Origin of the sequence: Streptomyces sp. NPDC088762 (assembly GCF_044750905.1) — a bacterium.
In the GTDB taxonomy this organism is placed as follows: domain Bacteria; phylum Actinomycetota; class Actinomycetes; order Streptomycetales; family Streptomycetaceae; genus Streptomyces.
Genome location: NZ_JBIVKT010000011.1, coordinates 90,839 through 117,292 on the forward strand (window position 1 = coordinate 90,839; position 26,454 = coordinate 117,292).

Below are 26,454 nucleotides of genomic sequence, written 5' to 3' on the forward strand. Positions count from 1 at the left end.
CCTCGCGCGTTCACGGGGTCAGGGTCGCCTCGACGATGCGGGACCACTGGGCCACCACGCGGGCCCGGCGCGCCGTGTCGTCGGTCAGGACATTGGCCAGGCCCAGGCCGCGGGCCATGTCCAGGAGCCCCTGCACGGTCTCCCGTACGCCGGGCACGGACTCGTCGGCGCCCAGCAGCTCCACCGCGATGCGGTGGGTCTCGCGGCCGACGCGGGCCTCCAGTTCGGAGACGCGGGGGCGCAGCTGCTCCTCGTTGGAGGCGGCGACCCAGAGCTGGAGCGCGGCCCGGAAGAGGGTGCCCGTGTACAGGTCGACCAGCGCCTCGACGACGGCGGGGCGGGCGGCCGGGCCGGCCTGGAAGAGCTCGCGCAGGGCCGTGGAGCGTTCCTCGGCGACGTACTCGACGGCGGCGGTGAAGAGGTCCTCGCGGGTGGGGAAGTGGTGCTGGGCCGCCCCCCGGGACACCCCGGCCCGTTCGGCGACCACGGCGACGGTGGAGCCCGCCCAGCCGTGTTCGGCCAGGCAGGAGACGGCCGCCTCCAGGAGGTGGCGGCGGGTGACGCGGCTGCGGGCCTGCTTGGGGTGGCGGGGGTCGGTCACAGTGCCCACGACGGCTCCCGGCGTTCGAAGCGGGCGGTGATGCCTTCGCGGGCCTCGGCGGAGGCGAAGAGTCCTGCGGACAGCTCGGTGAGGCGGGAGCCGTCGCGGGCGAGGGCCTCCCGTACGGCGGCGGAGGTCAGCGCCTTCGTCGCGGCCAGGCCCTGGGGGGAGGCGGCCCGGAGTCCGGCGAGGACGGGCGCCAGCGCGTCGTCCACGTCGTCCGCGTGGAGGGTGAGCAGGCCGATGCGGGTGGCCTCGGCGGCGTCGAAGCGCTCGGCGGTGAGGAAGTAGCGGGTGGCGGCGCGCGGGTCGAGGCGCGGGAGCAGCGGCATGGAGATCACCGCGGGGGCGAGGCCGAGATGGGTCTCGGTGAAGGCGTACGAGGACTGCGGCCCGGCGGCGGCGATGTCGCAGACGCCGAGCAGCCCGAGGCCGCCGGCCCGGACGTGCCCGGTGACGCGGGCGATGACCGGCTTGGGCAGCTCGGCGATCTCGCGGAGGAGGGCGAGGAAGTCGGCAGGGTCGCAGGGGGAGGTGAGGTCGGCGCCGGCGCAGAAGGTGTTGCCGGTGTGGGTGAGGACGACGGCCCGGACCGCCGGGTCCGCGGCGGCGCCGGCGAGGGCCGTGCGGAGCTCGCCGACGAGGGTGGCGGAGAGGGCGTTGCGGTTGGCCGGGGAGTCGAGGGTGAGGCCGGCGATACCGGTCGCCTCGGCGGCGTGCACGACGGGGGGCATGTCTCCTCCGGAGGGGGTGGGCGGGTCCTCCCGAGGGAGGCTATGCGGTACCGACTGCGTCGGGCTCGGCGGGCCCTTTGCTGCCCTTTGCTGCGCCGGCTTGGCGGGCTTCGGCTCGGCGGCCCTGGGCAGGGCCGGTGCCGGTCCCCCGGCGGGGCCGCCGGGCTCCGCCCGGCCCTCGGCAGGGCCGGGACCGGCACCCCGGGGCGGGGCGTGCGTCCAGGCAGCGGCCTGGCGGCCGCCCCGGGGCTCCGCCCCGGCCCCCGCGCCTCAAACGCCGGCGAGGCTGAAGTGGCCCCGGTGCCCCGTACTGCAAGTGCCGGCGAGGCTGAACTTGCCCCGGATGCCTCCGTGCTGCGCGTGCCAGCAAGGCCGGAGCTGCCCCAGGTCCCGCCGAGCTGCGAAGGCCGGCAAGGCCGAAGTTGCCCCAGGTGCTCCGTGCTGCGCGTGCCAGCAAGGCCCGAGTTGCCCCGGGTCCCCCTGTGCTGCAAGTGCCAGCGAGGCTGGAGTTGGCCCGGGTGACCCGTGTTGCTCGTGACGGCGAGGCTGCCCTTCGGGCATCCAGACGAGTCGGGCGGACGGCAGGGGCCACATCCAGCCTCTCCGGCGTTTGAGGAGCAGGGTGCGGGGCGGAGCCCCGCGTCTTTGAGCCGCACCCACGGAGCCGCCCCGGCCACATCCAGCCCCTCCGGCGTTTGAGGAGCGGGGGTGCGGGGCGGAGCCCCGCGTCTTTGAGCCGCACCCGCGGAGCCGCCCCGGGCACATTCAGCCTCGCCGGCGTTTGAGGCGCCCGGCGGAGCCCGGGGTTCTGGAGCTGCATCCACTCGGCCGCACCCCGCGCAAGGGGCCGGCTAGTAGGACTTCGGGAGCCCCAGCGTCTGGTGGGAGATGAAGTTGAGGATCATCTCGCGGCTGACCGGCGCGATCCGCGCCACCCGCGACGCCGTGATCAGGGACGCCAGCCCGTACTCACGGGTGAGGCCGTTGCCGCCGAGGGTGTGGACCGACTGGTCCACCGCCCGGACGCAGGCCTCACCCGCCGCGTACTTGGCCATGTTGGCCGCCTCCCCCGCCCCCATGTCGTCCCCCGCGTCGTACAGCAGCGCAGCCTTCCGCATCATCAGGCCCGCCAATTCCAGCTCGACGTGGGCCGCCGCCAGCGGGTGCGCGATCGCCTGGTGGGCGCCGATCGGGTCCTTCCACACCTGCCGGGTCTTCGCGTAGTCGACGGCCTTGGCCAGCGCGTACCGGCCCATGCCGATGGCGAAGGCGGCCGTCATGATGCGCTCGGGATTGAGGCCCGCGAAGAGCTGGAGCAGGCCCGCGTCCTCGTCGCCGACCAGGGCGGAGGAAGGCAGGCGCACCTCGTCCAGGACGAGTTCGAACTGCTTCTCCGCCGCCTGGAGTTCCATGTCGATGACCGTGCGGGAAAAGCCCGGGGCGTCCCGGGGGACGATGAACAGGCACGGCTTGAGGCGCCCGGAGCGGGCGTCTTCGGTGCGGCCGACGATGAGGGTGGCGTCGGCGATGTCGACGCCGGAGATGAAGACCTTGCGGCCGCTGAGGATCCACTCGTCGCCGTCGCGGCGGGCCGTGGTGGTGATGCGGTGGGAGTTGGATCCGGCGTCGGGTTCGGTGATGCCGAAGGCCATGGTGCGGCTGCCGTCGGCGAGGCCGGGGAGCCAGGCCCGCTTCTGTTCCCCGGTGCCGAAGCGGGCGATGACCGTGCCGCAGATGGCGGGTGAGACGACCATCATCAGGAGCGGGCAGCCGGCGGCGCCCAGCTCCTCCAGGACGATGGAGAGTTCGGTGATGCCGCCGCCCCCGCCGCCGTACTCCTCGGGCAGGTTGACCCCAAGGTAGCCGAGCGTGGCGGCGTCGGCCCACAGCTCGTCGGGGTGGCCGCCCTCGCGGGCGACGCGGGCGAGGTAGTCGCGGCCGTACTTCTGGCCGAGCGCGGCGACCGCCGCGCGCAGCGCCTTGTGTTCCTGGGATTCGATGACGGAGCTCATGCTTGCGGTTCCTCCTGGACTACGGCGAGCAGGGCGCCGAACTCGACCTGTTGGCCGGTGGCGGCGTGGAGCGCGGTGAGCGTGCCGGAGGCGGGCGCGAGGATGCGGTGTTCCATCTTCATGGCCTCCAGCCAGAGCAGGGGCTGCCCGGCGGTGACCGGGCTGCCGGGGCCCAGGCCCTCGGCGACGCGGACGACGGTGCCGGGCATCGGGGCGAGCAGGGAGCCCGGTTCGGTGCGGTCCTGGGGGTCCGCGAACCGGGGGACGGGGCTCAGGGTGTGGGCGCCGAGCGCGGAGTCGACGTAGACCTCCGGCTTGTTCGAATTGTGTTTCACGTGGAACATCCGTCGGACGCCGTCGACTTCGAGGGTGACGAGGTGCCGTTCGGCGGACAGGACCCGAACGCCCGGGTGGCCGACGGGGTGGTACTGCACCTCGTACTCGGTGCCGGCAGCCGTGTAGCGGCGGGTCTGCGGCTGCGAGCGGACGTTGCGCCAGCCGCCGAGGCGGGCGGCGAGCGGGGCGTCCGGGGCCGGCGCGGCGGCGGCGAGGGCGGCGGCGAGGGCGGACAGGGTGGCGTCCGGGGCGGCTGCGGTGAGGGTGGTGAGGTGACGCTCGTAGAAGCCGGTGTCGAGCTGACCGGCGGTGAACTCCGGGTGGCGCAGCGAGCGTACGAGCAGCTCCTGGTTGGTGGTCAGGCCGTGGATCCGGGCTCCCGACAGGGCGCGGGCGAGGACGCGGACGGCCTCGGCGCGGGTGGGGGCGTGGGCGATGACCTTGGCCAGCATGGGGTCGTAGTGGATGCCGACGGTGTCCCCGTCGGTGAAGCCGGTGTCCACGCGGACCGGGCCGGGGACGGCGAGGGTGTGCAGGACGCCGGTCTGGGGGCGCCAGTCCCGGGCGGGGTCCTCGGCGTAGAGGCGGGCCTCGACGGCGTGGCCGGTGGGGTGCGGGGGTGTCAGGGGCAGGGCCGCGCCCGCCGCGATGCGCAGCTGGAGGGCGACGAGGTCGAGGCCGAAGACGGCTTCGGTGACGGGGTGTTCCACCTGGAGGCGGGTGTTCATCTCGAGGAAGTACGGGCGGCCGTCGGCGGTGACGAGGAACTCGACCGTGCCGGCTCCCTCGTACGAGACCGCGCGGGCGGCGGCGACGGCGGCCTCGTGGAGGGTGGTGCGCAGGCCTTCGGGGAGGCCGGGCGCGGGGGCTTCCTCGATGACCTTCTGGTGGCGCCGCTGGAGGGAGCAGTCGCGGGTGCCGAGCGCCCATACGGTGCCGTGGGCGTCGGCGAGGACCTGGACCTCGACGTGGCGGGCGCGCTCCACGTAGGGCTCGGCGAAGACCTCACCGTCGCCGAAGGCGGAGCGGGCCTCGGCGGAGGCCGCGTCGAGGGCCTCCTTGAGGCCGTCGAGCTCGCGGACCACGCGCATGCCGCGGCCGCCTCCCCCGGCGGCGGCCTTGAGCAGCAGCGGCAGGTCGGCAGCGGTGGCGGTGGCCGGGTCGACGGGTTCGAGGAGCGGCACCCCGGCGGCGCGCATCAGCTCCTTGGCCCGGGTCTTGGAGGCCATGGCCTCGATGGCCTCGGGGGGCGGCCCGATCCAGGTCAGCCCGGCGGCCTGGACCTCGCGGGCGAAGGCGGCGTTCTCGGAGAGGAAGCCGTAGCCGGGGTGGACGGCGTCGGCGCCGGCGGCGAGGGCGGCCTTGATGATCAGGTCGCCGCGCAGGTAGGTGTCGGCGGGGGCGGCGCCGGGCAGGCGGACGGCCGCGTCGGCCTCTCGGACGTGCAGGGCGTCGGCGTCGGGGTCGGAGTACACGGCGACGGTGTCCAGGCCCAGGGCGCGGGCGGTCCGGAAGACGCGGACGGCGATCTCGCCGCGGTTGGCGACGAGGAGGGCCGAGGGCGAGGTACTGGGCATGGTCATCTGCGGGCTCACATCCGGAAGACGCCGAAGCCGCCACGGGCGCCCTCGACGGGGGCGTTGTGGACGGCCGACAGGCACAGGCCGAGGACGGTACGGGTGTCGCGCGGGTCGATGACCCCGTCGTCGTACAGCCGCCCGGACAGGAACATCGGCAGGGACTCGGACTCGATCTGGGCCTCGACGAAGGCCCTCATCCCGGCGTCCGCTTCCTCGTCGTAGGGCTGTCCCTTGGCGGCGGCGGACTGCCTCGACACGATGGAGAGCACGCCGGCGAGCTGGGCCGGGCCCATGACGGCGGACTTGGCGCTGGGCCAGGCGAAGAGGAAGCGGGGCTCGTAGGCGCGGCCGCACATGCCGTAGTGGCCGGCCCCGTAGGAGGCGCCGATCAGGACGGAGAGGTGGGGGACGCGGGAGTTCGAGACCGCGTTGATCATCATCGAGCCGTGCTTGATGATGCCGCCCTGCTCGTACTCCTTGCCCACCATGTAGCCGGTGGTGTTGTGGAGGAACAGGAGCGGGATGTCGCGCTGGTTGGCGAGCTGGATGAACTGTGCGGCCTTCTGCGACTCGGCGCTGAACAGCACCCCTTGGGCGTTGGCGAGGATGCCGACGGGGTAGCCGTGGAGGGTGGCCCAGCCGGTGACGAGGCTGGTGCCGTAGAGCGGTTTGAACTCGTCGAAGTCGGAGGCGTCGACGATGCGGGCGATGACCTCGCGGGGGTCGAAGGGGGTCTTCAGGTCGGGCGGGACGATGCCGAGGAGTTCCTCGGGGTCGTACAGGGGCTCCTCGGCCTTGGGCGGGTCCCCGTACGGCTTGCGGTGGTTCAGGCGGGCGACGACGCGGCGGGCCTGGCGGATCGCGTCGTGCTCGTCGAGGGCGTAGTAGTCGGCGAGTCCGGAGGTGCGGGCGTGCATGTCGGCTCCGCCGAGGGACTCGTCGTCGCTCTCCTCGCCGGTGGCCATCTTGACCAGGGGCGGCCCGCCGAGGAACACCTTGGAGCGGTCTTTGATCATGATGGTGTGGTCCGACATGCCCGGGACGTACGCGCCTCCGGCGGTGGAGTTGCCGAAGACGACGGCGAGGGTGGGGATGCCCTCGGCCGACAGCCGGGTGATGTCGCGGAAGATCGCACCGCCCGGGATGAAGATCTCCTTCTGGGAAGGCAGGTCGGCGCCGCCGGACTCCACGAGGCTGATGCAGGGGAGCCGGTTCTGGCGGGCGATCTCGTTGGCCCGCAGGGCCTTCTTCAGCGTCCAGGGGTTGGAGGCGCCGCCGCGGACGGTGGGGTCGTTGGCGGTGACCAGGCACTCGACGCCCTCGACCGTGCCGATGCCGGTGACCATGGAGGCGCCGACGGGGTAGTCGCTGCCCCAGGCGGCGAGCGGGGACAGCTCCAGGAAGGGCGTGTCCGGGTCGAGCAGCAGCTCGATGCGCTCGCGGGCGAGCAGCTTGCCGCGGGCCTGGTGGCGGGCGGTGTACTTCTCGCCGCCGCCGGCGAGGGCCTTGGCGTGCTCGGCGTCGAGGGCGGCGAGGCGTTCGAGGGCGGCGGTACGGGCCTGGGCGTGCTCGGGGGCGTGCGGGTCGACGGTGGTCGCGAGACGGGTCACGGGCGGTTCCCCTCCGGGGCGGGTGGCGGCGGCAGGAGGTGGGTGGGGATGTCGAGGTGGCGGGAGCGGAGCCATTCGCCGAGGGCCTTGGCCTGGGGGTCGAAGCGGTGACCGGAGGCGACGCCGTCGCCGAGGATGCCGGTGATGGTGAAGTTCAGGGCCCTCAGCTGCGGCAGCGCGTGACGGGTGACGGGGAGGCAGCGGGTCTCGGGGAGCAGGGCCTGGAGGGTCTCCACCGTGAGGGTGCGGTGCAGCCAGTCCCAGGCGGCATCGGTCTGCACCCACACGCCTACGTTGGCGTCCCCGCCCTTGTCGCCGCTGCGGGCCCCGGCCACTGCCCCCAGGGGGGCGCGGGTGGTGGACCCTGCGGGGCTCTCCCCCACCCCGCCCCTTCCCGAAACCGGGGGCTCCGCCCCCGGAGCCCCGGACCCCCGCGCCTCGAACGCCGGCGGGGCTGAAGATGCCCGGTCGGCGCCGTGGGGGGCGGGGATCGGGAGGCGGGTGCCGTCCGGGAGGACCGCCGCGTGGCGGACGGCGTCCGCGGGCACCGACGCCGAGCGGAAGACCCCGTACGGCTGGGCCGGACCCGGTGGGGCGGTGACGTGGAAGCCCGGGTAGCTGCCCAGGGCGAGTTCGACGGCCGCGGAGGTCAGGGGGCGGCCCACCCGGTCCGGGGAGGGGTCCCGGACCACCAGACGGAGCAGGGCGCCGGCCGTCTCCTCTGTCGGGGCGTCCTCGTGATCCGTCCGGGACAGGGTCCAGGTGACGTCGGCGACCTCCGTGAGCAGGCCGGCGAGTTGGGCGCGGACCAGGTCCGCCTTGGCCTCGATGTCCAGGCCGGTCAGGACGAAGACCACCTCGTTGCGCCAGCCGCCGAGGCGGGTCAGCCCCACCTTGAGGGAGGGCGGAGGAGCCTCTCCGCGCACCTCGGAGATGCGGACCCGGTCCGGTCCCTCCTCGGACAGCCGGACCGTGTCCAGCCGGGCCGTCACGTCCGGGCCGAGGTAGCGGACGCCCTGGGTTTCGTAGAGGAGTTGGGCCGTCACCGTGCCCAACGAGACGACCCCGCCGGTACCCGGATGCTTGGTGATGACCGAGGAGCCGTCCTCGGAGATCTCCGCCAGCGGGAACCCGGGCCGCCGCACGTCGTGCGCGGTGAAGAAGGAGTAGTTGCCGCCGGTGGCCTGGGTTCCGCACTCCAGGACGTGGCCCGCGACCACCGCCCCCGCCAGCCGGTCGTAGTCGTCCGGCGCCCAGTCGAACCACCAGGCCGCCGGACCGCTGACCAGCGCCGCGTCCGTGACCCGGCCGGTCACGACCACCTCCGCGCCCGCCCGCAGGCAGGCGGTGATCCCGGCCCCGCCGAGGTAGGCGTTGGCCGTCAGTGCGCCCTCCTCGTACGGCATCAGGTCGTCGCCCTCGACGTGCGCGACGCTCACCGGCACGCCCACCTTGGCGGCCAGCGCCCGTACGGCATCGGCGAGTCCGGCCGGGTTCAGGCCGCCGGCGTTCGCGACGATCCGTACGCCCCGCTCGTGCGCCAGCCCGAGACCCTCCTCCAGCTGGCGCAGGAAGGTCTTGGCGTAGCCGAGGTCCGGGTTCTTCAGGCGGTCACGGCCGAGGATCAGCATGGTCAGCTCGGCCAGGTAGTCGCCGGTCACCACGTCCAGCGGGCCGCCGGTCAGCATCTCGCGCAGGGCGTCGAAGCGGTCCCCGTAGAAGCCCGAGGCATTGCCGATGCGCAGCGGGCGGCGGTTCACCGCGCGGCCCCCGGCTCGCGGCCCGCGCCGGCCGGGCCCGCGAAGGCCTGGGCGATGTCGAGCCAGCGGTCGGCGTCGGGGCCCGTGGCCGTGAGGGCGAGATCGGCGCGGTGGGCGCGCTGGGTCACCAGCAGGCAGAAGTCGAGCGCCGGGCCCGTGATGCGCTGCGGGGCCTCCGCCGGGCCGTACTCCCACGTCCCCGAGCCGTCGGGCGCCGTGAGCTCGACCCGGAATTCCCCTTCCGGGGCGGGCAGTCCGCGCACGGCGTAGGCGTAGTCGCGGGCCCGTACGCCGATGCGGGCCACGTGTCGCAGCCGTGCGGTCGGGGTCCGGCGCACGCCGAGCGCGTCGGCTACGTCCTGGCCGTGCGCCCAGGTCTCCATCAGCCGGGCGCTCGCCATCGAGGCGGCCTTCATCGGCGGCCCGTACCAGGGGAAGCGGGTGTCGGGGGAGGCGGCGGCGAGCGCCTCGTCCAGGGCGGCGCGCCCGGTCCGCCAGCGGTCGAGCAGCTCGGCGGGCGGCAGCTTCGCGCCTTCCTCGGCGCCTTCGTCGACGAAGGAGTCGGGAGCCGCGAGGGCTTCCTCGACCATGCGGCCGAAGCCGGTGGCGTCGGTGAGGGACAGGTGCGCGGCCCGGTCGGTCCAGTGCAGGTGGGCTATCTGGTGGGCGATGCTCCAGCGGGGCGCGGGGGTGGGCCGCGCCCAGTCTGAGCCGGGCAATTCCCCTACCAGGGCGTCCAGTTCGCGTCCCTCCTCCCGCAGATCGAGGAAGACGGCGGCAGCGGCAAGGGCGTCGGCAGCGGCTGTGGACGGATCGGGCACGGGGCGCTCCCCTCTCGGCGTGAGGGGAAGACTGGCAGCCTCCGCAAAAACAATCAAGCGTGCTTGCATGATTTGACGGGAAGGCGGCAGGTTCCCGCCACCCACCTCAACCGACGTCCACCACAGTCGAGTTGTCGCCCCGCTTGCCGGCCGCAGGTCCCGCGCCTGCCCGACCGCCGACGGCGCGAGGGGCGATTCAGGCCGTACGCCGGAAACCCGCGAAACGTCACCGGATGTCCCGTCGATACTGGACGTTCCGCTCCGGGCCCGGGCGAGCACAGCACGTTCACGTCACTCGACGCAGACCACGACGGAGAGGATGAACCGGCGTGACTCCAGCTCCCCGAACCCCCGAAACCCCCGGAACCCCGGGAACCCCGCGAACCCCGGCAGCCCCGCGGACCCCCGCACCCTTCTCGCTCCACCCCGAACTCGACCCGACCGCCCTCGGCGCCTTCGTCACCGCCCTGGAGAGCGGCGACGTCACCCGCCTCGCCCCTGCCCGCGCCGCCGAGGTCGCCGCGCTCCGCTCCGTCGCCGTCTTCACCCGCGGCAAGGTGAGCGGCGCCGACGGCGACCTGCTCGACGCCGGCCTCTGGCGCCGCACCGGGACCCAGCCGCGCCCGGTGATCGTGATGCCCTCGCCGTGGACCAGCCTGGGCTGGCTCGCGTACGCCGTCCAGGCCACCCTCTTCGCCGCCCGCGGCTACGACGTCCTCGCCTACACCGCCCGCGGATTCACCGGTTCCGAGGGACAGGTGGAGGTGGCCGGGCCGCTCGACGTCGCCGACGGCAGCCGGGCCCTGGACCACCTCCTCGAGCGCACCACCGGCCCGGTGACGAAGATCGGCTTCCTCGGGGCCTCGTACGGCTCGGGCATCAGCCAGCTGGTCGCCGCGCACGACACCCGCGTCGACGCCGTCGTCGCGCTGAGCAGCTGGGGCGATCTCGGGGAGGCGCTGTACGAGAACTCCACCCGCCACGTCGCGGCCGTACGGGCCCTGCTCGCCGCCGCCGCGAAGGCGCGGCTGAGCCCGCAGACGCAGAGCGTCTTCGACAACGTCCTCGCCGACCGCGACGTGCGGGGCACCCTGCGCTGGGCGGAGGCCCGCTCGCCCTTCACGCACATCAAGGAGCTCAACCGCCGCCAGGTGCCCGTCTTCTACGCGCACGCCTGGCACGAGACGCTCTTCCCGCCCAACCAGACCCTGAGGATGTTCAACGAGCTGACCGGACCCAAGCGCCTCACCCTCTCCGTGGGCGACCACTCCGGTCCCGAGACGCCGGGCATGCTCGGCCTGCCCGACCGGATCTGGACGGACGCCCACCGCTGGTTCGACCACCACCTCAGGGGCATCGACGACGGCATGGCCGACGAGGGCCAGGTGCTCGGCGAGGTCATGTGGAGCAGGACCCTCGAGCCCCGCCCGACCTGGCCCTCGCTGACCGAGCACGTTCACCGGCTGTACCTGGCGGGCGGCGGTGAACTGGCCGAGCAGCCCGAGGCCGGCTGGACGGCGACCGTGCTGTGCGGGGTGGACACCCCGGCGACCGTCGCCGACACCGTCGTCACCTCCGGATACGCCGAGCTGGCCGGCCGCCCGAAGGTCTACCCGACGGGCGAGATCGACCGCACCGTCGCCGCGGTGTGGGCCGCCGCGCCCACCCCGGAGACCCTTCGGCTGCGGGGCACACCGAAACTGCGCGTCACGTACCGGGCCGCGAACCCCGGCTCCGGCTTCGTCGCGTACCTCTTCGACACGGCGCCCGACGGCGCCGCCCACCTCGTCACGCACGCCCCGTACACCGACCTCGGCTCCCCGCCCGACAGCCTGGTCAGCGCGGACCTCGAGCTCCAGGCCACGGCGTACGACGTTCCGCGCGGCCACCGCCTCCTGCTGGTGATCGATGCCCGCGACCCCTTCTACGCAGACGCGAACCTGCCGCGCGCGACGCTGGCCTTCACCTCCCCCGAGCCGACGCCCTCTTACTTGGACCTCCCGCTGGGCTAGGGAGTGTCGGCAGCGCCCCGCCCGGCCGGTCCCCCGTGCCGGCCGGGCGGGCACCGGCCCGCGTCAGGGACGGCGCGTGAACTGCATGGTCCAGTTGTGCAGCCAGGTCTCGCCCTCGTCGACGGAGAAGAACTGCTCCCAGCGCGGCGAGCCGGAGGTCGTCCCGGACCACACGAACCGCACGCGGACCGCCTTCCCGGCGTGCGTGTCCTCGCCCTCGAAGACGCCGTGGCCGTCGGTGAACCGGCCCACCACGGGCGGGAAAAGGGTCCCCGTCCGGCGGCTCGACCAGTACAGCGACCACTCCTCGCGCTCCGTGTCGTACAGGCGCAGCGTGAGACCGCCGAAGCCCTTGGTCGGGAAGTCGATCTCGTCGAAGCTGGCGCCCCCGTCGAAGTGGCGCGAGACGTGGGAAACGGCCGGGAACTCCTCGTAGCCGCTGTCGGCGTCGAGGAAGTCGGTACGCCAGCGGTTGGCGACGTCCCAGCTGCCGGCGAGGAAGTCGAAGTCGTTCATGCGGTGCTCCCGTGTTCGTGGTGATGGGGGGACCGTAGGAGCGCTCCCCTGACATCCTGTGTCAGTGAAGTCGAGCCGCCTGCTGTCGATCCTCCTGCTGCTCCAGACCCGGGGCCGGATGACCGCCGCCGAACTCGCGCGGGAGCTGGAGGTGTCCGTACGCACGGTCTACCGCGACGCCGAGGCGCTGGCCGCGGCGGGCGTGCCGCTGTACGGGGACGCGGGCCACAGCGGGGGCTACCGGCTCCTCGCCGGCTACCGGACCCGGCTGACCGGGCTCAGCACCCCTGAGGCGGAGGCCCTGTTCCTGACCGGCATGCCGGGCCCGGCGGCGGAACTGGGCCTGGGCCCCGCCCTGTCGGCGGCCCAGCTCAAACTCCGGGCGGCCCTGCCCCCGGAACTGCGCGCCCAGGCGGACCGGATGCGGCTGCGCTTCCACCTGGACGCCCCGGGCTGGTACGCGGAGCACGAGGAGACCCCGCACCTGGCACAGGTCGCCGACGCCGTCTGGCGGGGGCGGGTGATCGAGGTGCGCTACCGGCGCTGGAAGGAGCCCCGGGAGGTGGACCGACGGCTGGCCCCGTACGGCCTGGTCCTGAAGGCGGGCCGCTGGTACCTGGTCGCCGGCCCGGAGGGCCCCCGCACCTACCGGATCGACCAGATCCTCTCGCTGCGGGAAACGACGGAGGAGGCCGAACCCCCGGCCGGCTTCGACCTGGCGGCCCACTGGCGCCGCACGCAGGCCGATTTCCACGCCCGCCTCCACCCCGAGGAGGCCGTGGTGCGCCTCTCCCCGGCCGCGGCGGCCCGGCTGACGGGCCCGCAGGCCCGCGCCCTGGCCGCCACCGGCACACCCGACCCCGAACTCCCGGGCTGGACCCGGGCCGTACTCCCGGTCGAGTCGCAGGAACAGGCCCGGTCCCAGTTCCTCTCCCTGGGCCCGGAGGCCGAGGTCCTGTCCCCGCCGGCCCTCCGTTCCGCCATCACGTCCGCCCTGGCGGCCATGTCGGCCCGCTACACCCCGAGATCGTGACGCATCGCCGCCCTCATGCTCCGGATCAGCGCCCAGATCTCGTGCTGGGCCCGGCCCGCGGCCTCCATCGTTTCGCCCGGGCCGGGGTCACCGCGTTCCAGGCGCTTGACCTGCCCGTAGACCGCGGTCAACGCCCGATTGACGAGGCTCACCTGTCGCAACACCTCGTCGGGAGCGATCATCTGCGCTTCGGAGTACCGATCGCGGTGGGCGTTCTTCGCCTCCTCGAGCGCGGCGCTTTCGGTGTCGTCCGCGCCGCGCTCTCTCAGGACGTGCAGATACCGGTTGAGCGCGGTGGTGAACTGGCGCGCCGCGCTGTTGAGCTCCGTATAACAGGACCGCCGCAGCGAAGCACTCTCACGCACCTCCTCGATCCCCCGGACCAGTTCGATCTCCCGGCGCTTCGCACGTTCGAGCCCGCGCTGGCTGAGCAAAGCCCCTCCCAGGGTCCCCGCGACACCCGCCACCGCGATGACCACCGAACCCAGTTCCACCGGCACCCCCACCCACTCCTTCGGCCACGCGCCCGCAGTGCCCGGGCGGTCCGCCAAGTCTGCCGACCCGGCCGGCGCACGCTGCTCGGGCCATTGCCGTCGTGCGTTCCGAAAGTTTTTCACCGGCGCGGTCACACTCCACGGTCGCGGCGGGTCAGAGAAGCGAGAGCAACCGACCAGTGCCACCGCCCGACAGGAGCACACGCCATGTCCACCACCGCCACCGTCGTCACCCTCGTCGCCGCCTTCATGGCCGGGTTCTCCGGAGCCTCGGTGTTCTTCCGCGCAAAGTTCGTCGTGGAGCCGCTCGCCGAGTACGGCGTCCCGCGCGGGCTGTGGAACTTCCTCGGAGCCGCCAAGCTCGCCGGGGCGGTCGGCCTCCTCGTCGGCCTCTTCGTCCCGGCCATCGGCATCGCGGCCGCCGTCGGCCTCATCCTCTACTTCACCGGCGCCGTCATCACCGTCCTGCGCGCCCGCGCCTACGCCCACGCCCCCTTCCCGCTCCTCTACGCCGCCCCCGCCATCGGGGCCCTCGCCCTCGGCTTCTGAGGCCAGGGCGAGGGGGTGCCGGCGACCCTCAGGCGGGCTGCCGCTTGCGGCTCTGGGAACGGACCGCGCCCATGCTGGCCGCGATCACCAAGGCGATGGCCAGGGCGTCCAGGGGGGACAGCGCCTGGTTCAGGACCAGGAAGCCGGCGGTCGCCGCGATCGCCGGCTCCAGGCTCATCAGGATCGCGAAGGTGGGGGCCGGGAGCCGGCGCAGGGCGAGCAGTTCGAGGGTGTACGGCAGCACGGAGGACAGCAGGGCCACGCCGACGCCCAGCGCGAGGGTGCTCGGTACGACGAGGGCCGAGCCCGCCTCGACCACGCCCAGCGGGAAGGAGATCACCGCGGCCACCGCCATGGCCAGGGCGAGGCCGTCCGCCTGCGGGAAGCGGCGGCCGGTACGGGCGCTGAAGACGATGTACGCCGCCCACATCGCGCCCGCTCCGAGCGCGAAGGCGGCGCCCGCCGGGTCGAGGCCGCCGAAGCCGCCGCCACCGCCGTGGCCGGAGAGGAGGGCCACGCCGGCCAGGGCGAGACCCGCCCAGAGCAGGTTCACCAGGCGGCGGGAGACGAGGACGGACAGCGCGAGCGGGCCGAGGACCTCCAGGGTGACGGCCGGGCCGAGCGGGATCCGGTCCACGGCCTGGTAGAAGAGGCCGTTCATCCCGGCCATGGTGACGCCGAAGGCGAGGACCGTGCCCCAGTCGGAGCGTGAGTAGCCGCGCAGCCTGGGGCGGCACAGGAGCAGCAGCACGAGGGCCGCGGCGGCGAGGCGCAGCGTGACCACGCCCGCGGCGCCCGCCCTGGGCATGATCATGACCGCGAGGGCGGCGCCGAACTGCACCGAGATGCCCGCCGAGACCACCAGGGCCACCGGGCCGAAGCGGGTGCCGGGACCGCGTCCCGCGGAGCCGGGAGCGCTTCCCGCAGAGGTGCCGGGAGCGGGCGGGGCCGCCGGTGACGGGGCGGAGCTCGGGGCGGGGGCGGAGCCTGCGGCGGGAGTGGACGCGGTCATTCCTCCAGACTAGGGGGTCGTAAGGAGTGTCGCCGTATGTCTTGCCTTACAGCCGGCGGTACGGCAGCGCCTCCGCCAGGAGTTCGGCCAGGTGGCGGCCCTGGATCCCGCCGCCCAGCTGGTCGATCTGCGTACGGCAGGAGAAGCCGTCCGCCTGGACGAGGGCGTCCGGCGGGGCCTCGCGGAGGGACGGCAGCAACTGCTCCTCGGCGCACGCCACCGACACGGAGTGGTGGCCCGGCTCGAAGCCGAAGTTCCCGGCCAGGCCGCAGCAGCCGCCGCTGAGCGCGCCGGTCAGGCCGGCCCGTTCGCGCAGGCGGCGGTCGGCGGAGTCGCCGAGTACCGCGTGCTGGTGGCAGTGGGTCTGGCCGACGACCAGCCGGTCGAGGCGGGGCGGCTGCCAGGCCGGGGCGTACTCCTCCAGGGTCTCGGCGAAGGTCCGCACGGCCGCCGCCAGCCGGGACGCGCGGGGGTCGTCGGGGAGCAGGGCGGGCACGTCGGCGCGGAGGGCGGCGGCGCAGCTGGGTTCGAGGACGACCACGGGGGCCCGTACGTCGTCGCCGACGGCGTCCAGGGTCCGGCGCAGGACCTTGCGGGCGCGGTCCAGGCGGCCGGTGGAGAGGTAGGTCAGGCCGCAGCAGACGCGTCCCAGGGGGAGGGTGACGGTGAGGCCGGCGGCCCGCAGCACGCGGACCGCTGCGCGGCCGGTCTCGGGGGACAGGTGCTCGGTAAAAGTGTCGGGCCACAACGTGACGGCCGGGCCCAGAGCCGAAGCCGGAGCCGGGCCCCGAGCCGAAGCCGGAGCCGGAGCCGGGCCCCGAGCCGGAGCCGGAGCTGAGCTGCCCTGCGGGCGGCTCCCGGGCTCCGCCCGATCCCGCGCCTCACACCCCGGCGAGGCCGGATCGTGCGGCGGGGGCGGCGTTCCGGGCGGAACCGGCGTGGGCGCCGCGACCCGCGAGGGCACCGGGGCAACGGCCGGGCCGGCGCCGGAGGCGGCCCCCTGCGGGCGGCCTTCCCCACCCCGCCCCTTCCCGGAACCGGGGCTCCGCCCCGGACCCTGCCCCGCCGGGGCTACCGGGCCCCCGCGGCGGCTGCGCCACCAGCGGGTGAACGGCTCGCGGTCCATGGCCGGCAGGGGCCGTTCCCGAGCCAATCCCGGGACCCCGAACCGGCGGGCTGCCGCGTTCGCCGCGGACGGCAGGCGCAGGGCGGCGATCAGCCGGAGCCAGGACGGGAGGCCGCCCAGGGTGTAGTGCGACAGGGGGCGGATGCGGCCCGCCCAGTGGCGGTGCAGGAACTCCGCTTTGTACGTGGCCATGTCCACGCCCACCGGGCAGTCGCTGAGGCAGCCCTTGCAGCCCAGGCAGAGGTCCAGCGCCTCCGCGACCTCCGGCGAACGCCAGCCGCCGGTGATGACCTCCCCCGCCAGCATCTCGTGCAGCAGCCGGGCCCGGCCCCGCGTGGAGTGCTGCTCCTCCCCCGTGACCCGGTACGACGGGCACATGACCGCGGGTCCGCCGGCCACCCCCCTCGACCGGCATTTCGCGACGCCGACGCATGAGGCCACCTCCCGCGCCAAAGAGGAGTCCGGCAGCACCTCGAAGCGGAGGTTCTCGTCGATCCGCGCCGGCCGGACCAGCATCCCCGGGTTCATCCCGCCCGCCGGGTCCCACACGTCCTTGTACGCGCCGAAGAGGGCGATGGCGGCCGGTCCGTACATCCGCGGCAGCAGCTCCGCCCGCGCCTGGCCGTCCCCGTGCTCGCCCGACAGCGAGCCCCCGTGGGCGACGACCAGGTCGGCGAGCTCCGAGGAGAACGCGCGGAAGCCCGCCACCCCCTTCGCCGACGCCAGGTCGAAGTCGATCCGCACGTGCACGCAGCCCTCGCCGAAGTGCCCGTACGGGGATCCCCGCAGCCCGTGCGCCGCCAGCAGGGCGCGGAACTCCCGCAGGTACGCCCCCAGCCGCGCCGGCGGAACCGCGCAGTCCTCCCACCCCGGCCAGGCCATCCCCCCTCCCGGCATCCGCGTCGCCGTGCCCGCCGCGTCCTCGCGGATCCGCCACAGCGCCCGCTGCCCCGCCGGGTCCCTGACCACCACCGCGTCGAGCGCGTCCGCGGCCCGTACGAGCGCACGCGCCGCGCCCTCGTCGCGCATCTCCACGAACAGCCAGGCCCTGCCCCGCGGCAGCCCGCCCGCGGTTGCGGTCCCGGGCCCGATCAGGTCCTCCGCCATGCCCTCCACCGTCAGCGGGCCGTACGCGAGCAGCCCCGCCGCCGCGTCCGCGGCCGCGGTCTCGTCCGCGTACCCGAGGACGGCCAGGGCCGGCGCGGGCGGCAGCTCCACCAGGCGCACCACCGCCTCCGTGACCACGCCGAGCGTGCCCTCGCTGCCGCAGAACGCCCGAGCGAGCCCCACCCCGCGCTCGGGCAGCAGCGCGTCCAGTGCGCCGTAGCCGGAGATCCGCCGTGAGAAGCCCGGCGGCATACCGGTCCGGAGCACCGCCAGGTTCCCCGCGACCAGCTCCCGCAGCCCGTCCGGCGCTCCCGACCAGCCGGTCCCGATCCGGTGGGTGCCGCCCCCGTACGCCGTCACCGCCAGCTCGGCCACGTTGTCCGCGGTGGTCCCCCAGGCCACCGAGTGGGCCCCGCAGGCGTTGTTGCCGATCATGCCGCCGAGGGTGCAGCGGGAGTGCGTGGAGGGGTCCGGGCCGAAGGTCAGCCCGTACGGGCGCACCGCGTCCCGCAACCGGTCGAGGACCAGCCCCGGCTGGACGACGGCGGTACGGGCGGCCGGGTCCACGGACACCAGGGAGTTCATGTGCCGGGTGAGGTCGAGGACCACCCCCACCCCGGTCGCCTGGCCCGCGATGGAGGTCCCGCCGCCCCGGGGCACGACCGGAACCCCCGCCCCGGCGCACACGCGCAGCGCGGCCGCCACGTCCTGCGCGTCGCGCGGGGCGACGACCCCGACCGGCACGCGCCGGTAGTTCGAGGCGTCCATGGTCACCAACGCCCGCGCCGCGGCGCCGAAATCCACCTCCCCGCGCAGTTCCGCCCGCAAGGTCCGCTCAAGATCCCGCATCGAAGCACCGGATGACGTCACGCGACCACCCTGCCACCACCGCGACGCGTCTCATCGGGTGGACGCGGGTCCGACACACGGACCGCGACCGGATACGCTCCGCTCGTGGCTGAGATCCAGATTCCCGCTGACATCAAGCCCGCCGACGGACGCTTCGGCGCGGGCCCCTCCAAGGTGCGGACCGAGGCGCTGGACGCCCTCGCCGCCACCGGAACCTCCCTGCTCGGAACCTCGCACCGCCAGGCCCCGGTCAAGAACCTGGTCGGCTCGGTGCGCCAGGGCCTGCGGGACCTCTTCTCGCTCCCCGAGGGTTACGAGGTGATCCTGGGCAACGGCGGCTCCACCGCCTTCTGGGACATCGCGACCCACGGGCTGATCGAGCAGAAGTCCCAGCACCTGACCTTCGGCGAGTTCTCCTCCAAGTTCGCCAAGGCCGCGAAGCTCGCGCCGTGGCTGGAAGCCCCCTCCGTGATCTCCTCCGAGCCGGGCACGCACCCCGAGCCGGTGGCCGAGGCGGGCGTGGACGTGTACGCGTACACCCACAACGAGACCTCGACCGGTGTCGCGGCGCCGATCAAGCGCGTCGCGGGCGCCGATGCCGGGTCCCTCGTCCTGGTGGACGCGACCTCGGGCGCCGGCGGTCTGCCGGTGGACATCACCGAGACCGACGTCTACTACTTCGCCCCGCAGAAGTCCTTCGCCTCGGACGGCGGCCTGTGGCTGGCGGCGTTCTCCCCGGCCGCCCTGGAGCGCGCGCAGCGCGTGCACGACTCCGGCCGGCACATCCCGGAGTTCTTCTCGCTGCCGACGGCGATCGACAACTCGCTGAAGAACCAGACGTACAACACCCCGGCGCTCGCCACCCTCTTCCTGCTGGACCAGCAGCTGCAGTGGATGAACAGCCAGGGCGGCCTGGAGTTCACCACCGGCCGTACGGCGACCAGCGCGCGCAACCTGTACGGCTGGGCGGAGGCGTCGAAGTACGCGACCCCGTTCGTCGTGGACGCCGACAAGCGCTCCGCCGTCATCGGCACGATCGACTTCTCGGACGACATCGACGCGGCGGCGGTCGCCAAGGTGCTGCGCGCCAACGGCATCGTGGACACCGAGCCGTACCGCAAGCTCGGCCGCAACCAGCTCCGTATCGCCATGTTCCCGGCGATCGACCCGGCGGACGTGCAGGCGCTGACGGCCTGCATCGACTACGTGATCGAGAAGCTCTGACCTCAGGGACGCCTCCGGAACACCTTCGGAACTCCTCCGGCGAAGCCCCCGTTGACTCCGGTCACCGGGGGCTTCGCCCTGTCACGGGGCCGGACCGGCACGCGCGCGGGTGCGGCCGCGGCGCACCGGCCGGGCTCGGCGGGCCCGGCCGCGATACCTTCGGGAGTTCAGGGCCGCGTTCCAGGCCCGGTACTTCTTGGAGGCAGCGGCGTGAACGTGCGAGTGACGGCGGCCCAGAGCGGCGTGGACCCCTTCGGCACGGCCCGGCTGCGGCGCGGGGTCCTCGACGCCTGGGGCGCGGGCCCGTCCCGTTTCCGCGAGGACGCCAACGCCGAGGAGGACCTGGCCCTCGGCGGCTACCGGGACCGGCTGGTCGTCGAGCTGGCGCAGAACGCCGCCGACGCCGCCGCCCGGGCGCGGGTTCCGGGCCGGTTGCGGCTCACCCTGCACCCGGCCGACCCCGCGGACCCCGGCGCGGGCGGGCGGGCGGTGCTGGCCGTCGCCAACACCGGTGCCCCGCTGGACGCGACGGGCGTGGAGTCGCTGTCCACGCTGCGGGCCTCCGCCAAGCGGGACACCTCGCGGGACGCCTCGGGTGACCTCGCGGGTGGCGCCTCGGGGGCTGCCACCGGCTCCGGCTCCGGCTCCGGCTCCGGCGACACCGTGGGCCGTTTCGGCGTCGGTTTCGCCGCCGTTCTCGCCGTCTGCGACGAGCCCGCCGTCCTGGGCCGCCACGGCGGCGTCCGCTGGTCCCTCGCCGAGGCCCGGGAGCTGGCCCGGGGCGCCGCCGTCGGCAGCCCCGGCCTCGGCGACGAACTGCGCCGCCGCGACGGCCACGTACCGCTGCTGCGCCTCCCGCTGCCCGCCGAGGGCACGGCGCCCGAGGGCTACGACACCGTGGTGGTCCTCCCGCTGCGCGACGCCGCCGCCGAGGACCTCGTGGAGCGGCTGCTGACCGGCATCGACGACGCCCTCCTCCTCACCCTCCCCGGGCTGCAGGAGGTCGTCGTGGACACCCCGGCGGCCGGCACCCGCACCCTGCGCCGCCGCGACGAGGGCCCGTACGCCGTCATCGAGGACTCCCGTACGGGCACCAACCGCTGGCGCACCGTCCGCCACGGCGGCCCCATCGCCCCAGCCCTGCTCGCCGACCGGCCCGTCGAGGAACGCCTGCGGCCCGCCTGGTCGGTGTCCTGGGCCGTGCCCGTCGACGCCGAGGGCGCCCCGCTGCGCCCGGCCACCGCGCCCGTGGTGCACGCGCCGACGCCCACCGACGAACCCCTCGGCATCCCGGCCCTGCTCATCGCGACCCTGCCGCTGGACACCACCCGCCGGCATCCCGCGCCCGGTCCGCTGACCGACTTCCTCGTGGAGCGCGCGGCCGACGCGTACGCCGAACTCCTCGGCACCTGGGACCCGGTGAGCACCGCCCTTGTCGACCTGGTGCCCGGCCCGCTCGGCAAGGGCGCCCTGGACGGTGCCCTGCGCGCCGCCGTCCTCGACCGGCTGCCCCGCACGGCCTTCCTGGCCCCCGCCGCCCCGCCCGAGCACGCCGAGGAGCGCCACGCCCTGCGCCCCTTCGAGGCCGAGGTCGTGGAGGGCGCGGGCGCCGAGACCGTACAGGTCCTCTCCGAGGTCCTGCCGACCCTGCTCCCGGCCGGCCTGGAGCGCCGCGCCGAGCTGCGCACCCTGGGCGTGGGCCGGCTGCCGCTGGGCGACGCCATCGAGCGGATCGCCGGCATCGAGCGGACCCCGGAGTGGTGGTTCCGGCTCTACGACAGCCTCGCCGGGGTCGACCCCGACCGGCTCTCCGGCCTTCCCGTGCCGCTGGCCGACGGCCGCACCACCATCGGGCCGCGCCACGTCCTCCTCCCCTACGCGGACACCCCCGAGAGCCTGGCCCGGCTGGGCCTCAAGGTGGCCCACCCGGAGGCGGCGCACCCGCTGCTGGAGAAGCTGGGCGCCCTGCCCGCCACGGCACGGGCGGTGCTGACGACCCCGCAGGTGCGGGCCGCCGTCGCCGCCTCCCTCGACGCCGGGGAGATCTGGGACGAGGACGCCGACACCCTGGACGCCGAGGAACTGGCCGACGTGGTCCTCGGCCTGGTCCGGGACGCCGGTCTGGCACCGGGGGACGAGCCGTGGCTGGGCGCGCTCGCCCTCCCCGACGAGGACGGCGAGCTCAGCCCGGCGGGTGAACTCCTCCTCCCGGGCAGCCCGCTGGCCTCGGTGGTCCGCGAGGACGAGATCCCCTGTCTGGACGCCGAACTGGCCGCCCGCTGGGACGTGGACACCCTCACCGCCTGTGGGGTCCTGGCCACCTTCCAGCTGGTCCGCGCCACGGACGTGGTCCTCGACCCGGACGAACTGGAGCCACGCGACGGCGATTTCGCCGAGCCCGACGACGCAGGCCTGCTGGACGCGGTGGACGTGTGGTGCGAGGACGTCCTGGACCAGCTGCCGGACCTCCCCGTCCCCCCGGTGGCCACGGAACTGGTCGCGGTCCGCGACCTGGACCTCGTCGACGACGACTGCTGGCCGCAGGCCCTGGCGATGCTGGCCCTGCCCCCGCTCCGCGACGCCCTGACCCAGCCCGTACGGATCCTGCTCCCCGACGGCACCACCCAGTCCGTGCGCCCGTACACCGCCTGGTGGCTGCGCGACCACCCGGTCCTCGACGGCCGTCGCCCGGCGGGCCTGCGCGCGGCGGGCGGCGACCCGCTGCTGGCGGGCCTCTACACGTCGGCGGACGCCACGGGCTTCGAGGACGAGCAGGTCCTGCGCGCCCTGGGCGTACGGACCACCGTGCCGGCCCTCCTGGACGAACCCGGCGGCGCCGCCGAGCTCCTGGCCCGCCTCGCCGACCCGGACCGCGAGGTGACGGGCCGCCAGCTGCACGGCCTGTACACCGCCCTGGCGGACCTGGACCCCGAGCAGGTCACCCTGCCCGACGAGCTGCGCGCGGTGGTGGACGGCGAGGTCCTCGTGGTGGACGCCGCCGACGCGGTCATCGCGGACGCCCCCGACCTCCTCCCCCTCACGGAGGGCCTCCCCCTCCTGCCGGTCACCCCGTCCCGGGCGGCGGACCTGGCGGAGCTCCTGCAGGTCCGCCGCCTCTCGGAGACCGTCCCGGCGGAGGTCACGACCCCGGGCGAGGAGCACGACGTACCGGAACCGGTCCGCATCCTGCTGGGTCCCGCCACCCCGCTGACGTACCTCGAACACGAGGAGCTGATCGCGGGCGGCACCGAACTCGACTGGCGCCTCACCCCGGACGGCACCCTCCACGCGGCCACCCTGGAAGGCGTGGCCGCCGGCCTGGCCTGGTCGGCGGGCCAATGGCCCCGCCGCTTCGAGGTGGCAGCCCTCCTGGAGGACCCGTCCCGCACACCGGAACTGGCCCGCGACCGCTGGTTCGACTAGACGGGCGCGGCCCGGCTACGCCGGGAAGCGGCGGTCCACCCAGCGGAAGGTGAACTCGATCAGGGTGGCGGCGGCCGCGGCGAGGGCGACCGCGGTCCACGGCATCGTGTTGCCCTCGAGCTTGAGCTGGAAGAAGTCCTGCAGCCAGGGGACGACGAGGACGACCAGGAAGGCGCCGGCCATGGCGCCGACCAGGCCGACGCGCCACCACGTGTACGGGCGGGCGATGATCGCCAGGACCCACATCGAGGTGAGGAAGAGGGCCAGGGTCGCCGCGCTGGTCTCGGCTTTGAGGGAGTCGGGGCCGGTGTAGTGGGCGCGGGCGAGCAGGTAGGTGAGGAAGGTGGCCGTCGCCGCGATGACACCGCCGGGGACGGCGTAGCGCATCACGCGTTTCACGAAGTGCGGCCTCGCGCGTTCCTTGTTCGGGGCCAGGGCCAGGAAGAAGGCCGGGACGCCGATGGTGAGCGTGGACAGGAGGGTCAGGTGGCGGGGCAGGAAGGGGTATTCGACCTGCCAGCAGACCACCAGGACGGCGAGGAGGACCGAGTAGACGGTCTTGGTCAGGAAGAGGGTGGCGACCCGGGTGATGTTGCCGATGACCCGGCGGCCCTCGGCGACGACCGACGGCAGCGTCGAGAAGCTGTTGTTGAGCAGGACGATCTGCGCGACGGCGCGGGTGGCCTCCGAGCCGGAGCCCATCGACACGCCGATGTCGGCGTCCTTGAGGGCGAGCACGTCGTTGACTCCGTCGCCGGTCATGGCGACCGTGTGTCCCCTGGACTGGAGGGCTCCGACCATGTCGCGCTTCTGCCGCGGGGTGACGCGGCCGAAGACGGAGTTCCCGTCGAGGGCGTCGGCCATGTCGCCCGGTTCGGCCGGGAGCTTGCGGGCGTCGACGGTGTTCTCCGCGCCCGGCAGGCCCAGCTTGCCGGCGACCGCGCCGACGGAGACCGCGTTGTCGCCGGAGATGACCTTGGCCCTGACGTTCTGGTCCTCGAAGTAGCGCAGGGTGTCGGCGGCGTCCGGCCGCAGCCGCTGCTCCAGCACGACCAGGGCGGTGGGCCGCACGCCGGTGGCGACGGCCGCGTCGTCCAGTTCGCGGGCGGAGCGGGCCAGCAGGAGGACCCGCAGGCCCTGCTCGTTGAGGTCGTTGATCTCGTCGAGGGCGGGGTCTCCGGCGGGGAGGAGGACGTCGGGGGCGCCGAGCAGCCAGGTGTTGTTCTCGCCGTCACCCTCGCTGAAGCTGGCGCCGCTGTACTTGCGGGCGGAGGAGAAGGGGAGCGACTCGGTGCAGCGCCACTCCGCGCTGTCGGGATACGCGTCGATGATCGCCTGGAGACTGGCGTTGGGGCGCGGGTCCGACTCGCCGAGGGCGCCGAGCACCTTCTCGACGTACGAGGTTTCCGCGCCGCCGAGCGGACGGAGCTCGGTGACGTCCATGCCGCCCTCGGTGAGGGTGCCGGTCTTGTCGAGGCAGACGACGTCGACACGGGCGAGGCCCTCGATGGCGGGGAGTTCCTGGACCAGGCACTGCTTGCGGCCGAGGCGGATGACGCCGATCGCGAAGGCCACGGAGGTGAGGAGGACCAGTCCCTCGGGGATCATCGGGACGATGCCGCCGACGGTGCGGGCGATGGAGTCCTTGAGGTTGGAGTCCTTGACGATCAGCTGGCTGACGATGAGGCCGATGGAGGTCGGGACCATCATCCAGGTGACGTACTTGAGGATGGTGGAGATGCCGGAGCGCAACTCGGAGTGGACCAGCGTGAAACGGGAGGCCTCTTCGGCCAACTGGGCGGCGTAGGCCTCGCGGCCGACCTTGGTGGCGGTGAACGCGCCGCCGCCGGCGACGACGAAGGAGCCGGACATGACCTGGTCGCCGGGCTTCTTCAGGACGGGATCGGCCTCGCCGGTCAGCAGGGACTCGTCGACCTCCAGGCTGTCGGCCTCGCCGACGGAGCCGTCGACGACGACCTTGTCGCCGGGGCCCAGTTCGATGACGTCGCCGAGGACGATCTCGGAGGTGGAGATCTCGGCGGTGCGGCCGTCGCGGCGGACGCTGGGTTTGGCCTCGCCGATGACGGCGAGGCCGTCGAGGGTCTTCTTGGCGCGCAGTTCCTGGATGATGCCGATGCCGGTGTTCGCGATGATCACGAAGCCGAACAGGCTGTCCTGGATCGGCGCGACGAAGAGCATGATCACCCAGAGGACGCCGATGATGGCGTTGAAGCGGGTGAAGACGTTGGCGCGGACGATGTCGGCGGCGGAGCGGCTGCTGCGGACGGGGACGTCGTTGACGTCGCCGCGCGCGACGCGCTCGGCCACTTCGGCGGTGGTCAGGCCGCCCGGCTTGAACAGCGGGGCGGGCGGTTTCACCGGGTGCACCGGATCGAGCTCGGCCCCCGCGTCGATGGCGGTGCCGGTGACTCCGGAGCCGCCGCCCCGGTCCGGGTCGGGCCCGTCGGATTCGATCTTCGCCCGCTGCGTCATGCTTTCGACGGTAAAGGGCGTTCGAACGCTTCACCCGCCGAGAAGCCGGAAGATACGACCTCGGGATGACCCGAATCGTCCCTTGGTTCCACTGACGGTGGATGTCAGTGGACCGGCCCTAGCCTCCGCTCCATGAACGCGATGAACGCCGTGAACCCATGAACCCCCTGCACGCCGTCCCCGCGGCCGACGTCATCGTCGAGCTGCGGCAGTACACCCTGCGCCCCGGCGCCCGGGACACGCTGATCGAACTCTTCGAGCGGGAGTTCGTCACCGGACAGGAGGCGGCCGGCATCACCGTCGGCGGCCGGTTCCGCGACCTGGACGATCCGGACCGGTTCGTATGGCTGCGCAGCTTCCCGGACATGGCGGCCCGGGAGCGGGCTCTGCACGCCTTCTACGACGGCCCCGTGTGGCGGGCCCACCGCGAGGCGGCCAACGCGACCATGCTGGACTCGGACGACGTACTGCTGCTGCGCGGGCCCGGCTTCGCCGCCCCGGACTCCGGGGGGCCGGTGACCGCGACCGTCTGCCATCCGCTGGACGCGGAGGCCTTCGGGCGCCACTTCGACCGGCGGATCCGGCCGGCGCTGACCGCCGCCGGCTCCGCTCCGTCGGCCGTGCACCGCACCGAGCACGCGGAGAACACCTTCCCGGCGCTGCCGGTCCGCACGGGCGAGGACGTCTTCGTGTGGTTCACGACCGGCGGGGAACGCCCCGTGCCCGGCCTGCAGGACCCGGCGGACCTGCAGGACCTGGCGGACCTGCCGGAGCACCTGCACACACCACCGCAGCTGCTGCGGCTGGAGCCTACGCGGAGCGGTCCGCCTCCGCGGCGGCGCGTTCCGCCGCGTGCCGCTTGAGGGCCGCGTCGCGCCCCCGGACGTACCAGATGCCGATCAGGCCGAGGAACCCGCCGGCCGCGCAGGTCCAGACCCACCACAGCAGGTCCCGGTCGGCGAACCAGCCGTAGAAGGGCAGCTGGACCACGAACAGGGCGAACCACAGGATCGTGCCGCCGGTGATGGTGGCGACGATCGGGCCCTCCAGGGGCTCGGGCGCCTCGTGCTTGGGGGTCCATTTCGCCATGCCCCCCAGTCTAGGTGCGCCGATTCGAGGTCTACGCGCGGAGATGGACGCCCTTTCGTTCATGTGTTCATAC

Annotated in this window: 19 protein-coding genes; 6 read left to right on the forward strand and 13 right to left on the reverse strand. The window is 74.1% G+C overall.

From position 1 onward, the window contains the following. Nucleotides 1–10 precede the first annotated feature (10 nt). The 7 genes from ACIP5M_RS23710 to ACIP5M_RS23740 form a co-directional block, all read right to left on the reverse strand. The gene (locus ACIP5M_RS23710; protein WP_401200175.1) at nt 11–610 is read right to left on the reverse strand and encodes a TetR/AcrR family transcriptional regulator; all 600 of its coding nucleotides are present in this window, start codon (nt 608–610) and stop codon (nt 11–13) included. Beyond that, nucleotides 598–1,335, reverse strand: a complete 738-nt coding sequence (locus ACIP5M_RS23715; RefSeq protein ID WP_401200177.1) for an enoyl-CoA hydratase family protein — start codon at nt 1,333–1,335, stop codon at nt 598–600. Before ACIP5M_RS23715 ends, ACIP5M_RS23710 begins: the two co-directional genes overlap by 13 nt. A gap of 851 nt (nt 1,336–2,186) precedes the next feature. Then, entirely contained in the window at nt 2,187–3,347 is a 1,161-nt protein-coding gene (locus ACIP5M_RS23720; protein ID WP_401200180.1) for an acyl-CoA dehydrogenase family protein, read from the reverse strand. Then, a complete protein-coding gene (locus tag ACIP5M_RS23725) occupies nt 3,344–5,260 on the reverse strand; it encodes a biotin carboxylase N-terminal domain-containing protein (RefSeq protein WP_401200640.1) in 1,917 nt (638 codons plus the stop codon). The genes ACIP5M_RS23720 and ACIP5M_RS23725 overlap by 4 nt, the downstream gene beginning before the upstream one ends. A gap of 14 nt (nt 5,261–5,274) precedes the next feature. After that, complete coding sequence (locus tag ACIP5M_RS23730) at nt 5,275–6,873, reverse strand: acyl-CoA carboxylase subunit beta (protein ID WP_401200183.1); 1,599 nt, start codon at nt 6,871–6,873, stop codon at nt 5,275–5,277. After that, on the reverse strand, nt 6,870–8,561 hold the full coding sequence (locus ACIP5M_RS23735; RefSeq protein ID WP_401200642.1) for an acyclic terpene utilization AtuA family protein: 1,692 nt from the start codon (nt 8,559–8,561) through the stop codon (nt 6,870–6,872). Before ACIP5M_RS23735 ends, ACIP5M_RS23730 begins: the two co-directional genes overlap by 4 nt. A 68-nt stretch (nt 8,562–8,629) precedes the next feature. After that, complete coding sequence (locus ACIP5M_RS23740) at nt 8,630–9,454, reverse strand: TIGR03084 family metal-binding protein (protein ID WP_401200185.1); 825 nt, start codon at nt 9,452–9,454, stop codon at nt 8,630–8,632. A gap of 329 nt (nt 9,455–9,783) precedes the next feature. Between ACIP5M_RS23740 and ACIP5M_RS23745 the strand changes: the two genes are divergently transcribed. After that, a complete protein-coding gene (locus ACIP5M_RS23745; RefSeq protein WP_401200188.1) occupies nt 9,784–11,466 on the forward strand; it encodes an alpha/beta fold hydrolase in 1,683 nt (560 codons plus the stop codon). A gap of 63 nt (nt 11,467–11,529) precedes the next feature. Here the strand turns inward: ACIP5M_RS23745 and ACIP5M_RS23750 are convergent, their stop codons facing one another. After that, nucleotides 11,530–11,982 (reverse strand): hypothetical protein, encoded by a 453-nt coding sequence (locus ACIP5M_RS23750; protein WP_401200191.1) that lies wholly within the window; start codon nt 11,980–11,982, stop codon nt 11,530–11,532. A 64-nt stretch (nt 11,983–12,046) separates the two neighbouring features. On the opposite strand from ACIP5M_RS23750, the gene ACIP5M_RS23755 reads away from it, so the two are divergent. Continuing rightward, nucleotides 12,047–13,015 (forward strand): helix-turn-helix transcriptional regulator, encoded by a 969-nt coding sequence (locus ACIP5M_RS23755; RefSeq protein ID WP_401200194.1) that lies wholly within the window; start codon nt 12,047–12,049, stop codon nt 13,013–13,015. On the opposite strand, the gene ACIP5M_RS23760 is transcribed toward ACIP5M_RS23755, so the two are convergent. After that, a complete protein-coding gene (locus tag ACIP5M_RS23760) occupies nt 12,997–13,515 on the reverse strand; it encodes a hypothetical protein (protein WP_401200197.1) in 519 nt (172 codons plus the stop codon). The genes ACIP5M_RS23755 and ACIP5M_RS23760 overlap by 19 nt on opposite strands. Before the next feature lie 201 nt (nt 13,516–13,716). Between ACIP5M_RS23760 and ACIP5M_RS23765 the strand changes: the two genes are divergently transcribed. Beyond that, a complete protein-coding gene (locus ACIP5M_RS23765) occupies nt 13,717–14,058 on the forward strand; it encodes a DoxX family protein (protein WP_401200200.1) in 342 nt (113 codons plus the stop codon). A gap of 28 nt (nt 14,059–14,086) precedes the next feature. Here the strand turns inward: ACIP5M_RS23765 and ACIP5M_RS23770 are convergent, their stop codons facing one another. Together ACIP5M_RS23770 and ACIP5M_RS23775 are read right to left on the reverse strand one after the other, a co-directional pair. Beyond that, entirely contained in the window at nt 14,087–15,070 is a 984-nt protein-coding gene (locus ACIP5M_RS23770; protein ID WP_401200203.1) for an EamA family transporter, read from the reverse strand. A 46-nt stretch (nt 15,071–15,116) separates the two neighbouring features. Beyond that, nucleotides 15,117–18,152, reverse strand: a complete 3,036-nt coding sequence (locus ACIP5M_RS23775) for an FAD-binding and (Fe-S)-binding domain-containing protein (RefSeq protein ID WP_401200206.1) — start codon at nt 18,150–18,152, stop codon at nt 15,117–15,119. Nucleotides 18,153–18,257: 105 nt separating this feature from the next. On the opposite strand from ACIP5M_RS23775, the gene serC reads away from it, so the two are divergent. Continuing rightward, nucleotides 18,258–19,376 carry a phosphoserine transaminase gene (gene serC / locus ACIP5M_RS23780; protein ID WP_401200209.1) on the forward strand — a complete coding sequence of 373 codons (1,119 nt, stop codon included), beginning with the start codon at nt 18,258–18,260 and terminating at the stop codon, nt 19,374–19,376. Nucleotides 19,377–19,586: 210 nt separating this feature from the next. Continuing rightward, the gene (locus ACIP5M_RS23785; protein WP_401200212.1) at nt 19,587–22,799 is read left to right on the forward strand and encodes a molecular chaperone Hsp90; all 3,213 of its coding nucleotides are present in this window, start codon (nt 19,587–19,589) and stop codon (nt 22,797–22,799) included. Between the two features lie 15 nt (nt 22,800–22,814). On the opposite strand, the gene ACIP5M_RS23790 is transcribed toward ACIP5M_RS23785, so the two are convergent. Continuing rightward, entirely contained in the window at nt 22,815–25,292 is a 2,478-nt protein-coding gene (locus ACIP5M_RS23790; protein ID WP_401200215.1) for an HAD-IC family P-type ATPase, read from the reverse strand. A 158-nt stretch (nt 25,293–25,450) separates the two neighbouring features. Here ACIP5M_RS23790 and ACIP5M_RS23795 point away from each other — a divergent pair, with 158 nt between their 5' ends. Beyond that, nucleotides 25,451–26,155: an NIPSNAP family protein gene (locus tag ACIP5M_RS23795; protein ID WP_401200218.1), complete on the forward strand. Its 705-nt coding sequence runs from the start codon at nt 25,451–25,453 to the stop codon at nt 26,153–26,155. On the opposite strand, the gene ACIP5M_RS23800 is transcribed toward ACIP5M_RS23795, so the two are convergent. Continuing rightward, nucleotides 26,103–26,381 (reverse strand): DUF2530 domain-containing protein, encoded by a 279-nt coding sequence (locus tag ACIP5M_RS23800; RefSeq protein WP_401200221.1) that lies wholly within the window; start codon nt 26,379–26,381, stop codon nt 26,103–26,105. The genes ACIP5M_RS23795 and ACIP5M_RS23800 overlap by 53 nt on opposite strands. Between the last annotated feature and the right edge of the window lie 73 nt (nt 26,382–26,454).